This window comes from Micromonospora sp. AKA38 (assembly GCF_027925725.1).
In the GTDB taxonomy this organism is placed as follows: Bacteria; Actinomycetota; Actinomycetes; order Mycobacteriales; family Micromonosporaceae; genus Micromonospora.
Genome location: NZ_BNEI01000005.1, coordinates 2,104,087 through 2,117,113 on the forward strand (window position 1 = coordinate 2,104,087; position 13,027 = coordinate 2,117,113).

Here is a 13,027-nt window from a genome sequence, read left to right on the forward strand (position 1 = left end):
TTAAGAAGGGGCCCCTCCTTCACTACGTGGCGGTCAGCCGGCCCAGCGGCGGCGGCGCAGCCGGTAGACCAGGAAGCCGCCCGCGCCGAACAGCAGCGCGAACCCCAGGAGCACGGCGACCAGCGTGCCCCCGCCCCGGCCCGCCTGCGCGGCGGCCGGGGCCTGGGCGTCCACCGACGGGGCCACCGAGGCCGCCGGGTTGATCATGCCGGAGCCGTAGCGCGGATCTCCCTCGGCGACCTGCCCGCCCACCGGTTCGGCGGTGGCGCGGATGCGCTCCTCCACCTGCGCGGCGCTGAGGTCGGGCTGGGCGGCCCGGATCAGCGCGGCCTCACCGGCCACGAACGCCACCGCGAACTCGGTGCCGGTGTTGCCGATCACCTTGCCGCCGCCGACACCGAGCGTCGCCACCTCGATGCCGGGTGCGACCACCTCGACCGAGCCGTCGACGTACTTCTCGGCGAGCTGGCCGCCCGCGCCGACGCCGCCGGTGAGCACCAGCGACCCGCCGGATCCGCCCCGCGGCGACGGGAGCGTGGTGGGCTTGACCGGCGCTCCCGCCACCACCAGCACGTCGTGCTCCAGCGCGGTGGCCAGCGACGCCGCCACCGCCGGGTCGGCCAGGTCGACCCGGGAACCGAGCGCCACCACCGAGGCGCCGGTGCTGACCGCCACCTCGATGGCCGTCGCGGCGTCGGCCGGGCGTGCGTCGCCGGAGGACCGGACCATCCGCACCGGCACGATGGTGGCGTCCGGCGCCAGCCCCACCGGGCGGTTCTCGACGCTGTCGTCCGCGGCGATGATGCCCGCCATCGCCGTGCCGGAGCCGAGGCAGTCCTCGTCCCCGCGTCCATTACCGACGGTGACGTCCGCGCCCACCGCGACCCGGCCGCTGAGCTGCTGGAGACCGGCGTCGACGCCGGTGTCGACGACCGCCACCTTGACGCCGTTGCCGCGGGTCAGGGTCCACGCGCTGTCCGCCGCCATGCGTAGCTGCGCCCACTCCGACCGCCCGCTCGACGCGGTGGTGGCGGTGCACTTCCCGTCCCGGCCGGGACCGGTGGGCGTACCGGAGGGCGTGGGGCTCGCGCCCGGTGACGGGCTGCCGTCCGGCCGCGCGCCCGGCGACCGGGTCGGCGTGGGGCGGGCCGACGGCCGGCGGGGGGCCGGCAACTGTCCGTACTCGACCCCCTCACCGGCGGCGTCCCACGGCAGCACCAGGTGCCACCCGGCCCGCAGCGTGCCCGGGTCGGTGAGCCGGGCCCCGTCCGGCTGGACCCGACCGGTGTTGAGCTGGTAGATCTCGGCGGCCCGCGCGCCGCTGCCCAGGAACCGCCGGGCGATCTCGGTGAGATTCTCCGGCTGGCCCTGGTACTGCGCCGCGACCACGTAGTACTTCACGTACGGCTCGGTGTCCGGCCCGGACCGGGCGGCCGACGGCCGTGGCACGGCCAGGATCGCGCAGCCGACCATCACCACCACGAGCAGTCTTGCAAGGATGGAGTGCTTCGCCAGCACCTCGGGTCCCCTTCCGTCACCGCGGCCCAGACCGATCGGCCGTCACCGTCTATTGCGGATCAGCGCCGACTTCGTTCAAATCAATCTGAACCAGATTTCCATGGCGTCCGTCATGGAGACCGCCGAGGGTACCGGCCCTCGATGTCGAACGGCTCCGGCCGGCGGCGGGACGACTGTGTGACGAAGGCGGGGCGGCGGTGACAGGGCTGGCACGGACCGCCGCCGTGGGCGGCCGGGGACTCGACCGGATGCCGACCACCCGCCGCTTCGACCCGCGCCGGCACCGGCGGGTGCCCGGCCTGCTCGATCTGTGGCTGGTGTGCGGCCCGCGCGGGAAGCCGGCGCTGCCCACCGCGCCGGACCGCCCGCTGGACGCGCCCGCGCTGGCGGACCTGGTCCGGCGGACCGGGGACGCCGCCGACGACGTCCGGATCCTCACCGACGACGGGGCCCGCCACGCCGAGCTGTTCACCGAGGTGGCCGGCCTGCTCGGGCACGACGTGCTGGTCAGCCCGGACGGCGCGGACATCCGGCAGGTGCTGCCCGGCCGGGTGCCCGACGCCGACGACGGGCCGCTGCACGCGTTGCCGCTGGACCGCGTGACCCGGCAGCCGATGGACTGGCTGGTGCTGCAACCGCCGGACCTCGCCACCCCGCTGCCCGGCTGGTTCGCGGTGGAGGACGGTCTGGTCCGGCCCCGCACCGGCGTGGTCAACCTGCCGCTGACCACCGGTGTGGCGTTGGCCACCCGGGCCGACTTCGTGGCCCGCCGGGCCACCGCCCACCGGCTCGGCGCCACCGCGACGGAACTGGTCACGGTCTCCGTCACGGCCCGCTCCGGCGGCTTCCTGATCGGCGACTACAGCGGCACCCAGCAGGTCCGTGACGCCGGGCACCTGGCCGCGCTCCTCGGTGAGCTGCCGCTCTACGGCGCCGACCTGCGGCTCTGGCTCACCTGGCCGTCCGAGCCGGACGAGCAGGCGAAGCTCGCGGCCCAGGCCGCCGAGCTGGCCGAGACCACCGGCGCCACGGTCTGGACCCCGCCGCCGGGCGGACGCGCCGAACTCGTCGCCGACCATCGCCACCTGCGCGCGCTCGACGCGGCCGGCGGTGTCGCGCCGTGGCAGGCCCACCGCCCCCGGTACGCCGAGGGCCCGCCGGGCGTCGACGCGACAGCGGACGGTCTTCTGGTGCCGCGCCCGTCGCGGCAGCGCATCGTGGTGACCGACGCGGACGCCGACGTCGACGCCGAGGGGATGCGGGCGGTCGAGCCGCCCACCGCCGACGTGCCCGACGATCACGACGTCAGCGTCCCGGAGTCCTCGCCCCGTCCCCCGCTGGCCGCCGAGCAGCGCCGCGCCGGCCGGTACGGGCCGCCCTGGCTGCGCCCCGGCCAGCAGGTCACCGTCGAGGCGTTCGAGGCGTACGTGCCGGTCACCGGCGACCTGGAGCGGGCCGCCGCCGACGGCGTACCCAGCGCCGAGCTGTTCCTGGTCGGCTACCTGGACCCGCGGTCCGCGCCGGACCGGGCCGACCTGCTGCGGGTACGGGTCGAGCCGGGTGGCGCGATCCCGGTGCAGGTGCTGCGCTCGCACGTCCCGGCCCGCCTCCAGTACCTGCTCGGCGCCCCGGACACCTACCTGCTGCCGGCCGGCCGGCTGGACCGGGCGCGGGTGCGGGGCGCGTTCCGGGCCACCGACGACGGCCGGCTGCGCCCCGTCGACGGGCTCGACGGCGGGGCGCTACGCATCCGCCCCGCGCCGACGAGCGCGTCGAGCGCCGGGCTGCCGCACGACGTCAGCCGCTGGCCGGCGCACGGCACCCGGCGGGCGTACGCGCTGCTGCCGGCACACTCGCGCGGCCTGGCGCCGGGTTGGTTGCCGCTGTCCCGGCGGCGGCCGGCGGCCCGGGCCGGCCGGCTGCTCGTGGAGGTACGGGTGCCGCGTGGCCGTACGCTCGACGTCGTCGCCACCGCCGACGCCCTGGCCGCGCTGCCGCTGGCCCGTGGCCGCGCGGAGCGGCTGCGGCAGGCCGGCGTCGAGCTGATCCTCACCAGCCGCTCCTACGACCGGGTCCAGGTGGACCGCGTCCACCGGGCGCGGGACGGGGCGTGGGAGGCGGTGCCCGGCGTGGCGGCCGGCCCGCTGCCCGTGGTGGCGCGCGGCGTTCAGTCCGCCCCGGCCGGCCCGGCGGCCACCTCGAACTGAAGCGACCAGCGGCCGGCCGGGACCGGCCCCAGCACCACCGGCACGCAGCGTCCGTCGGTGGCGGCGGCGAGGCCGCGCGCCCCGGCCGGGGACGGGCCCGCGGTGAACACCACCGACGGCGCCGGCAGGTCCTCCCCCGGCCGCGGCGGCTCGGGCAGGCCGGCCAGGCGGCGGTAGCCGTCCGGCAGTTCGGCGCCCAGCGCCTCCCCCACCACCGCGACGCCGACACCGGCGTCCGACAGCCGCCCGGCGAGGGTCGCGGCGGCGCGGCCACACACCGCCGCCGGCCCGACCAGCGTGAACACGTCGGGCACCCGGGCCAGGTCCACGTGCAGCCGCCACGGTCCGCGACGCCCCAGCACCAGCGGCAGCACGGCCGGCGGCGCCGTCTCCCCCGGGCCCAGCCAGGCGTACGGCGGCACGCCCCGCCCGGCCGCCACCCCGACCAGCCGCACCCGGGCCGGACCGACGTCGGTCTCCAGGTCGGCGGTGAGGTACGGCGCCTCGTCCGCGGCGGGCAGCGGCGGGCGCGGCACGTCCGGCGTCGTGCCGGTGCCGGTCCCGGTGTCGGTGGGGCCGGTCCGGGTGCCGGTCGCGGTGTCGCTACCGGTGGGGCCGGTGCCGGTGCCGGTCGCGGTGTCGGTGGGGCTGGTCCCGGTGCCGGTCGCGGTCTCCGGCGACGCGGCGGGACGGAGGGCCGGGGACGCCGTCGAGGGCACCGGACGCGGCTTCGGCGCGTCGGCCGCGCCCGCGACCGACGCCCGGGGTGTGGCCGCCGGCGGGGCGGCCCCGGCGGCGGGCGGGCCGGCCGGCAGCGGGGCCGGTGACGGCGCGGGTCGGGAGCGGCCGGCGCCGGCCTTCGTCGCGTTGCGCGCCGGCGACGCCGACGAGTTCGTCGTGGTGCTCCCCGAGCGGCCGGCCGGCTGGTCCGGGCCGACCGCCGGGGACGATCCGGGCGGGTCGCCGACGGGCCGGCGGACCGCCGGCGCGGCGTCGTCCGCTGCCGCTGCCGCCGGCACCGGCTCGGGCGCGACGCGGTCACCGGCCGTCGACCCGGGCGCGGGCGCGACAGGGTCACCGGACGCCGGCGTGACGCGGTCACCGGGCTCGATCGCGACACGGTCACCGGGCGCGGGCGTGTGGTGCCGCTCGGGCGGCCACGGCCCGTCGTCACCGGCCAGGGACACGCCACGAGCGGCGCGACGCGGACGCAGCAGCACGATCGCCACCGCCGCGAGCAGCACCGACAGCACGCCCGCGCCGACGCGGATCACCATCGGGTCGACCCCGCCGTCCGAGGCCCGGCGTCCCCCCGGCGGCGGGGCGGCCACCTCCGTGGCGACCGGGGGACGCGTCGCCGCCTTCGTGGTGGCGGGCGCCCGGGTCGACGGCGGTACGCGGCTCGGCGGCGCCGTGGTGCGGGCGGGCGTGGACGGGGCGGGGACCGGCGACCGGGTCGCCGGCGGGGCGGACCGGGTCCGGGTCCGGGGCAGCGGACCGATGCGTACGCCCTGGCCCTTGGCGTCGCGGGGCAGCACGAGCACCCAGCCCGGGTTCAGCACCAGCCCGTCGGTGAACGTCTCCCCGTCCGGCTGGGCGCGACCGGTGTTCAGGTCGACTATCTCCCGGTAGCGGTTACCGTTGCCGAGCGTGCGCAACGCGATGGCGTACAGGTATTCCCGCTGTCCGTCGACCGGCGGACCGACCACGTAGTACCGGCCGGTCTCCGCCGGCGCGGCGTGCGCCGGACCGGTCGGCACCAGCCAGATCCCGACCAGCACCAGCACCGCCAGCACGGCCCACCGCATCCGCACGCGTCGCCCTCCCTCTCCTGTGCCACCGCCACCCTGCCGTCGGGCTCACTACGGACCGGACCGCCGACGGTTCAACGGTGATCGTGGTCGGATCACGGAGCGGGCCGGCGCATCGGTGTCACGGGGAGGTGGAGAAGACGCCCATCAGCGCGAGCCCTCCGCAGCAGAGCGGCACGACGACGACCAGCGCGGCCAGCGCGACGCTGTAGTTCGACCACAGGCCGAACCGCGTCACGTCGGTGCCGTAGGCGTCGTGGACGCGGTTGCGCCAGCCGCCGAACCGGAACGACAGGTGATGCGCGGCCCCCGGCTGGGCCAGCACCGACGTGGTGATGATCGGGATGCCCATGAAGTCGGTGTAGCGGACGTCGCGCGGACCGGCCGGGACCGCGATGTGCCAGGTTCCCTCACCGGGGATCGGCACCGACCGCCCGTCCACCTTGAAGCGGCTGGTCGTCGGCGCGGGCACCAGGTAGGGCCCTCGGTTCACCGAGACGACGAGCACCGCGAAGCCCGGCGGCGGCGCGATCGGATGAGGGTAGGCGACCAGGGGCGTGACCGCGCCGGGCATCGGCGGGTACGGCTGCGAGGGGAGGTAGGACACGGCTGACGATTCTGGCACGGCGGCGCACCCCCGCGCCCGCGCGCCCACCTCCGGCCACCGGTGGTCCGGTCAGCGCAGCTCGACGACCGGGCGGGTGAGGACCTCGTCGGCGTAGCCGTCGTCGGAGGCGAGCCAGCGACCGAAGTCGTCATCCCGGTAGGCGGTCGCCAGGGTGAGCCAGCCCAGGAAGAATCCGCTGCCACCGCAGGTCGCGCCGCCTCCGTCGCCGCCGCACACCACGGTCCGCTCGGTCGTCGCCTCGTGCCGGTACGGATCCTGCCCGATCGCCAGGCCCCACCGGTTCTCCTCCCGGTGCGGACCGGTGCGGTGGTCGAAGGGGTATCCGTCGGCAGGGTGGTCGTCACCCCAACGGAAAAGCGTCGTCGCGCCGGCCCCGCACGCCCACTCCCACTCGTCCGGGGTGGTGGTCCGCAGGTCCAGACGCGCGAGCCCGGCCATCGCCTCGTCGTACGAGACCTGTCGGATCAGCCGGGCCCGCGTCACCCGGCCGGCCCGGTCGAACTCGACGTGCAGCCCGCCGTCCGGCCCGACCCGCCGCATCCCGCCGACCCCCGGCTCCGCCGACGCGGCCACCTCGCGCACCCGCGGATCGTCCGGCGCCAACGCGACGCCGCAGGGGTCGAGCGCGTCCACCGCCACCAGCATCGCCGGCATCTCCACCACCCGCTCCGGCGACGTCATCGCGTCGACGAACTCGGGCACGGGCGGGAGGCCGTACTCGTCGGCGCTCTCCGCGTAGTCGGCCGCCTGAGCGGCGTCCGGCCGGAACCGTGAGCCGTCGTACCCGAGTGTCGGTCGCCCGCCCGGGACGAGCGCGAAGCGCGTGCCGTCCCGGGCGAACCGGGCCTGCCGCTGCGACCACCCGGCGCCGGCCCGGACCGCCAGGCCCCGCAGCGTCAGGCCGTGCCGGTCGGCGATCCCCGCCGCGACCCGGTGCGCGGCGTCGTCGGACATGGCGTTCCACTCGGCGGACGTGAGGGCGGCGTAGGACACGGCACGAGGATAGGGCCCGCACGCCGACCGCGCGGCCCGGCTCACCCCGCGGTGGACGCTCCGGCGTCGGCCAGCAGCCGCTGGCGCATCAGGAACTTGCGGACCTTGCCGGTCGGGCCCATCACCACGCCGTCGTCGGGCACGGTCACCACCCGGCGCAGCGTCGCGGCCACCGCCGGGCCCAACGCGGCCCGGACCCGGTCGGTGCGGTCCAGCGCCGGGTCGGCGTCGTCGGTGAGCAGGAGCAGCACCTCGGTGACGGTGGCGCCGTCGTCCCCGGCGGCGGCGATGACGGTGCAGTCCCGCACGTCCGGGCAGTGCGCGAGGATGCGTTCCTCGGACAACGCGGTGTAGAGCCAGGTCCCGCCGCCCAGGTCGACCGCGTCGCTGGCACGGTCGACGTGGTGGTAGTCGCCCCGCGCGTCGCGGTACATCAGGTCCCCGGTCAGGTAGTAACCGTTCAGCCGGGTCCGGTACGTGGTGACCGAGTCGTTCCAGTAGCCGATGGCCAGCGTCGGCGACCTCAGCCCGACGTGCCCGACCTGCCCGTCCGGCACCTCCTCGCCGGTGGCCACGTCGAGCAGCGCGATCTCGGCGAACGGGTACGGCTTGCCGACGCACCGGTCGTAGCGGTCACTGCCGGGCCGGTGGGTGATCCGGAACGCGCCGTGCCCCATCTCGGTGGAGCCGAGCATGTCGACGAACTTCGAGCCGGGCACGTCGACCGGCCCGTCGGGGGTCCAGGTGGGATGGCTGCCGACCGCGACCAGCCGGCGGACGTGCGACTCGTGGGCGCAGTCGCCGGTGTTGAACCAGTTGCGCACCGAGCTGAGATCGCGGGTGGTCAGGTCGACGCGGGCCAGCTCGGACCAGGTCACGGCGAAGCCGAACACACCGGTCGGGCGCCACCGCTCGATGGCGTCGAGGACGGTCTCGGCGCTGCGTGCGAACGGGCCGCCCTGCGCCGAGAGGCAGAGCAACTGGTAGCCGTTGCAGAGCGCCTGGTTGAGCGTGATGATGCCGGCGGCGTGCGCGGCCGGCAGCGCGGACATCTCCCGCACCTCGCCGTGCGGCCGGGACTCGGTGAGCCGTACCGCCCGGATCGCGGCGAACAGGCCGTGGTGCGAGTGGACGATCGCGGCCGGCACCCGGGTGGTGCCGGAGGAGTGGGTGATGACGACCGGGTCCTCGGGATGGTGCCGGTGGTGCGCGGGCGCCTGCGCCGGGTCGCCGGTGCCGGTCTCGGCGGCGTCACCGAGGACCGGTACGCCGAGGTCGTGCCCGCGCAGCGCGTCGTGGTCGGCGTCGACGAGCACGCCGACGCCGCGCAGTCGCCGGACGAACTCGGCCGCCAACTCGATCGGCATGTTTCCGTTCATCAGCGCCGGGATCGCCCCGAGCCGGGTGAGGGCCAGGAAGTTGAGGAACACGTCCGGCGCGGAGGTGACGTAGACCGCGACCGGGTCGCGCCGGCCGATGCCGCGCCCGGCGAACCAGGCCGCCCGGGCGGCGACCCGCTCGGTCAGGGTGGCCAGCGACAGCGGCGTCCAGGCGGGGATCCCGTCGACGTCGACGTCGAACGTCACCCGGGGCGTCCGCATGTCGGCGCCGTGCTCGGCCAACCGGAGCAGCACGTTGCCCGCGCCGAGTTCCTGGTCCGCCGCCAGGGTCGCCCGGAAGTTGTCGGCACCCAAACGAGTCGCCTCCCCACGTGACACGCTCACCGAAAGCGCCCCCGCCGCGCCAGGACACGATCAGGCTAGAGCGCCGGCCACGGCGAGACAATGGTCGATGGACGGACGGTCAGGAAACCTCGCGGTTGAACAGGTGCGACGACCAGAACAGGCTGGCGGCGGCCAGCCCGGTCATGATGAGCGCGCCCTGCCAGACCACGGTCTGGAAAATCTGGCCGGCGAACAGCGCCCGCATGCCGTCGGTGGCCCAGGCGAACGGGTTCCAGAGCGCCGCCCGCTGGATCCACATCGGGGCGAGCACGAGCGGGATGAGCACGCCGGCCAGCAGTGAGATCGGCTGGCCCACGGTGTTCACCAGCACGCCGAGGCTGTTCTCGTTGCGGACCAGCAACGCGATGTCGTACGAGATGGACGTGCTCAGCAGCACCATCACGGCCAGCAGCGCGTACGAGACGAGCAGGTTGGCCAGGTGCACGCGCAGCCCGAACGGCAGCGCCACGAGCGTGATCACGACCGCCTGCACCACGTTGAGGCACACGTGCATCAGGGCGCGGCCCAGCAGCAGGGCGGTCCGGCTCACCGGGGTCACCCGGCAGCGTTCGATGATGCCGGCGCGCAGCGCGCTGAGCAGCCCGTAGCCGGCGAACAGGCCACCGAAGAGGCCCATCGCCACGAACAGGCCCGGGACGTAGATGCGGTAGGCGTCCGCGTACGTGGAGGCGCCCCGGTCGACCATCACCACCTTGAGGAACGGCGCGAACAGGATGAGGTAGGTGATCGGCTGGGCCAGGCTGAACGCGACCATCACCGGGTTGCGCACCATCAGGCCGGCCTCCTGCTGGAAGATCAGCCAGGTGTCACGGACGACTCGCACGGTCACTCCTCCAGCGAACGGCCGGTCTTGGCCAGGAACACGTCGTCGAGGCTGGGCCGGCGGGTCTCGATCGCGCCCGGCTCGATGCCCCGGTCGTAGAGCGCCCGCATGATCTGCGGAATGGCCGTGGCGGCGCTGTCGACGTAGAGCCGCAGGGCGCCGTCGACCGGCTCGGACCCGCGGACGTAGGGCGCCTCGGCGAGCACCTTCGTCGCGGCCGGCAGGCCGCCGCCGGCCGGGTCGGCGAGGTCGGAGGCGGTGAAGTCGATCGCGACCACGTCACCGGAGATCTCCCGTTTGAGCGCCGACGGCGTGCCCTCGGCCACGATCCGGCCGGCGTCGATGATGGAGACCCGGTCGCACAGGCTGTCCGCCTCGTCGAGGTAGTGCGTGGTGAGGAAGATCGTCATACCGTCCTCGCGCAGCCGCCGGACCTCCTGCCACATCCGGGCCCGGCTGGGCGGGTCGAGGCCCGCGGTGGGCTCGTCCAGGAACATCACCTGCGGCGAGTGGATGACCCCGAGCGCGACGTCGAGCCGCCGGCGCTGTCCACCGGAGTACGTCCGGATCCTGCGGTCGGCGAAGTCGTCGAGCTGGAACGCGCGGATCGCCGCCGCCGCCAACTCCTGCGCCACGCCCTTCGACCGGCCGTGCATCCGCGCCTGGAGGATCAGGTCCCGGCGGGCGGTGGAGTCGTCGTAGGTGCCGCTGGCCTGCGCCACGAACCCGATCCGGTGGCGCACCTGGGCCGGCGCGCGCAGCAGGTCGACGCCCGCGATCGTCGCCGCGCCCCCGCTGGGGCGCAGCAGCGTGGCCAGCATCCGCAGGGTGGTGGACTTGCCCGCGCCGTTCGGGCCGAGGAAGCCGACGATCTCGCCCCGCCGGACCGCGAAGTCGACGCCGCGGACCGCCTCGACCGTGCTGGCGCCGCGACCACGCCCCACCCGGAAGGTCTTGCGTAGGCCGGTGGCCTCGATCATCGAGCCTCCTCGTGCGGCGACGACGCGGGGCCGGCCCGCGTCGCGCACCGTCCGATCACGACGGTGACCGGACGGGGGCGTCAGGTCAGGCTAGTGCGGGCCCGGGCGTGGGACAACGGTCGATGCGTTCCGGTTCGCCGCGGGTCGGCGTCACGGCGTCGCGGCCAGCGCGGCGAGGTGCGCCGCCGCCGCGCTCGCGCCGCCGGCCGCGGCGAACGAGTCGCGGACGCGGGCCGCCCCGGCCCGGTACGCCGGATCGTCGAGGACCGCGGTCACCGCCTCGGTCAGTTCCGCCGGGGTCGCGTCGTGGAAGGAGACCGCACGGCCGGCGCCGGCCCGGGTCACCTGGCGGGCGATGGCCGGGTGGTCGTGCCGGATCGGCGCGACCACCACCGGCACGCCGTGCGCCAGCGCCTCGGAGACCGTGCCCAGCCCGCCGTGCGAGACGACCGCGTCCAGCCGGGGCATCAGCTCCAGCACCGGCACCCGGGGCGCGACCAGCACGTGTGCCGGCGGGTCGGGCACCAGGTCCGCCGGAGCGGTGAGGATCACCTGGAGCCGGTCGGCGAGCGGCGCGGTGGCGGCCGTCACCCGCCGGTAGAAGTCGCGGGCCAGGTGCTCGGCCATCGTCCCGACGGTGACCAGCACGTGCCGGCGGTCCGGCGCCCAGGCGGCCCAGTCGAAGTCGGGCGCGTTCGGCCGCCGCCCCAGCGCCGGCCCGGTCAGCACACACCGCGCCGGCATCGGCGCCGGGCCGGTGAGCGCCGTGGTGGTCAGCCCGATCACCAGGTACGGCGAGAAGCGCAGGTCGAGCGTCTCGTCGACGGGCAGGTCGGTCATCGCCCACACGCGCCGCACCTGGGCCGCCACCCAGTCGGTGAACTCGGGCATCTCCGCCGTCGGCGGGGTCAGTTCCAGCATGCCGACGCAGAACGTCGCCCAGGGCACGCCGTGCCGGTGAGCGGCCAACGCGCCGGCCATCGCGTACTGGTCGACGACGACGACGTCCGGCCGGTACTCCGTGACCGCCCGCTCGGCGGCGTCCCGGATGAAGCGGTTGGCCGGCAGCACGTGCCCCGCCCAGAGGCTGCGCACCGCGGCCATCCCGGACTCGCCGTCCGGGCGGTACCAGCGTTTCCCGGTCGGGAACAGCGTGGCGTCCGGGCCGATCAGCGGACGCAGGTCGCTGCGGGGACCGCACCAGGCCACCTCGTGTCCGGCTGCCGCCAGCGCCTGGCCGATGGCGAGCGGGGCGTTCAGATGGGAGAAAACCGGCAGCACCACGAAGAGGAACCGAGCCACGTCGATATGATGCCACGTACGTTGACATCCACCGGCGTCGTTGATCTGATCCTCTCCGTGACGGTGTGCGGATGACGGCTGTCGACGCCGTCTCGGTGTTCCTGCCGGCCCGCCGCGTGCCGATCGAGAGCCTGGCCGCGCCGCTGCGCCTGACCGAGATGCAGATCCGGCTGTTCCGGCGGTTCCACGGGCTGACCGAGGTGCGCCACGACCCCGACCTGTCCCTGACCGACCTGCTGCGGCACGCGGTCGACGGCCTCACCGCGCTGCGCGACGTCGCGCACCGGGTGCGCTTCGTGGTGTACGCGCGGGCCTTCCCGGTGGTGGCGCCGTACCCGGAGAACCCGCTGCACGACGTCTGCCGGGCGGTCGGTCTGGGGCACGCGGTGGCGTTCACGCTGACGCAGCAGTCCTGCGCGAGCGCGCTGGCCGCGGTCGACGTGGCCGGCCGGCTGCTGGCCGCCGAGCCGCACCCGCCGGGCGACGAGCCGCTCGCGCTGGTCCTCACCGGGGAGAAGGCGTTCACCCGCGACGCCCAGTTCATCCCGGAGACCTCGGTGTTCAGCGAGGGCGCGTCCGCGTGCCTGGTCAGCGCGCACGGCCGCCGGGACCGGCTGCTCGCGTACGCCGCCGCGCAGCGGGGCGAGTTCGACGTCGCCGGCGGCGCGTCCCCGGCCCGGTTCCAGCGCGAGTACCGGCCGGCGCTGGCCGAGGTGATCGGTCGGGCCCTGGCGCGGGCCGGCACGACGCTTGCCGACCTGCGGCTGATCCTCCCGCACAACGTCAACCTGATGACCTGGAAGCGGCTGGTCAAGCTGATCGGGTTCCCGCTGGACCGGGTGCTGCTGGACAACGTCACCGGCGCCGGGCACGTGTTCTGCGCGGACGCGTTCGTCAACTACCGCACCGCGCGGGAACGCGACCTGCTGCGGCCGGGCGACCGGTACCTCGTGGCGGCCGTCGGCGCCGGGGACGGGGCCACGTTCGCCGCCATGGTGTTCGAGCACTGACCGGGGAGCG

At 75.7% G+C, this 13,027-nt stretch carries 10 protein-coding genes; 2 read left to right on the forward strand and 8 right to left on the reverse strand.

Going from position 1 to position 13,027, the window contains the following annotated elements; translation table 11 throughout:
- Window positions 1-33: 33 nt before the first annotated feature.
- A complete protein-coding gene (locus TPA0908_RS26230; protein ID WP_281942280.1) occupies window positions 34-1,518 on the reverse strand; it encodes a S8 family serine peptidase in 1,485 nt (494 codons plus the stop codon).
- A gap of 197 nt (window positions 1,519-1,715) precedes the next feature.
- Between TPA0908_RS26230 and TPA0908_RS26235 the strand changes: the two genes are divergently transcribed.
- Window positions 1,716-3,725, forward strand: a complete 2,010-nt coding sequence (locus tag TPA0908_RS26235) for a hypothetical protein (protein WP_281942282.1) — start codon at window positions 1,716-1,718, stop codon at window positions 3,723-3,725.
- Here TPA0908_RS26235 and TPA0908_RS26240 read toward each other — a convergent pair.
- From TPA0908_RS26240 to TPA0908_RS26270, 7 genes are all read right to left on the reverse strand, one after another.
- Entirely contained in the window at window positions 3,686-5,539 is a 1,854-nt protein-coding gene (locus TPA0908_RS26240; protein ID WP_281942284.1) for a hypothetical protein, read from the reverse strand. The genes TPA0908_RS26235 and TPA0908_RS26240 overlap by 40 nt on opposite strands.
- Before the next feature lie 118 nt (window positions 5,540-5,657).
- Window positions 5,658-6,143: a hypothetical protein gene (locus TPA0908_RS26245; protein ID WP_281942285.1), complete on the reverse strand. Its 486-nt coding sequence runs from the start codon at window positions 6,141-6,143 to the stop codon at window positions 5,658-5,660.
- Window positions 6,144-6,212: 69 nt separating this feature from the next.
- The gene (locus TPA0908_RS26250; RefSeq protein ID WP_281942286.1) at window positions 6,213-7,157 is read right to left on the reverse strand and encodes a hypothetical protein; all 945 of its coding nucleotides are present in this window, start codon (window positions 7,155-7,157) and stop codon (window positions 6,213-6,215) included.
- A gap of 41 nt (window positions 7,158-7,198) precedes the next feature.
- Window positions 7,199-8,851 carry a class I adenylate-forming enzyme family protein gene (locus tag TPA0908_RS26255; protein WP_281942288.1) on the reverse strand — a complete coding sequence of 551 codons (1,653 nt, stop codon included), beginning with the start codon at window positions 8,849-8,851 and terminating at the stop codon, window positions 7,199-7,201.
- Between the two features lie 109 nt (window positions 8,852-8,960).
- Window positions 8,961-9,725, reverse strand: a complete 765-nt coding sequence (locus tag TPA0908_RS26260; RefSeq protein WP_281942290.1) for an ABC transporter permease — start codon at window positions 9,723-9,725, stop codon at window positions 8,961-8,963.
- Between the two features lie 2 nt (window positions 9,726-9,727).
- Window positions 9,728-10,705, reverse strand: a complete 978-nt coding sequence (locus tag TPA0908_RS26265; RefSeq protein ID WP_281942292.1) for an ATP-binding cassette domain-containing protein — start codon at window positions 10,703-10,705, stop codon at window positions 9,728-9,730.
- A gap of 150 nt (window positions 10,706-10,855) precedes the next feature.
- Window positions 10,856-12,007, reverse strand: coding sequence for a glycosyltransferase (locus tag TPA0908_RS26270; protein ID WP_281942294.1), 1,152 nt, complete (start codon window positions 12,005-12,007; stop codon window positions 10,856-10,858).
- A gap of 71 nt (window positions 12,008-12,078) precedes the next feature.
- On the opposite strand from TPA0908_RS26270, the gene TPA0908_RS26275 reads away from it, so the two are divergent.
- The gene (locus TPA0908_RS26275) at window positions 12,079-13,017 is read left to right on the forward strand and encodes a 3-oxoacyl-[acyl-carrier-protein] synthase III C-terminal domain-containing protein (RefSeq protein WP_281942297.1); all 939 of its coding nucleotides are present in this window, start codon (window positions 12,079-12,081) and stop codon (window positions 13,015-13,017) included.
- The last annotated feature ends 10 nt before the right edge of the window (window positions 13,018-13,027 follow it).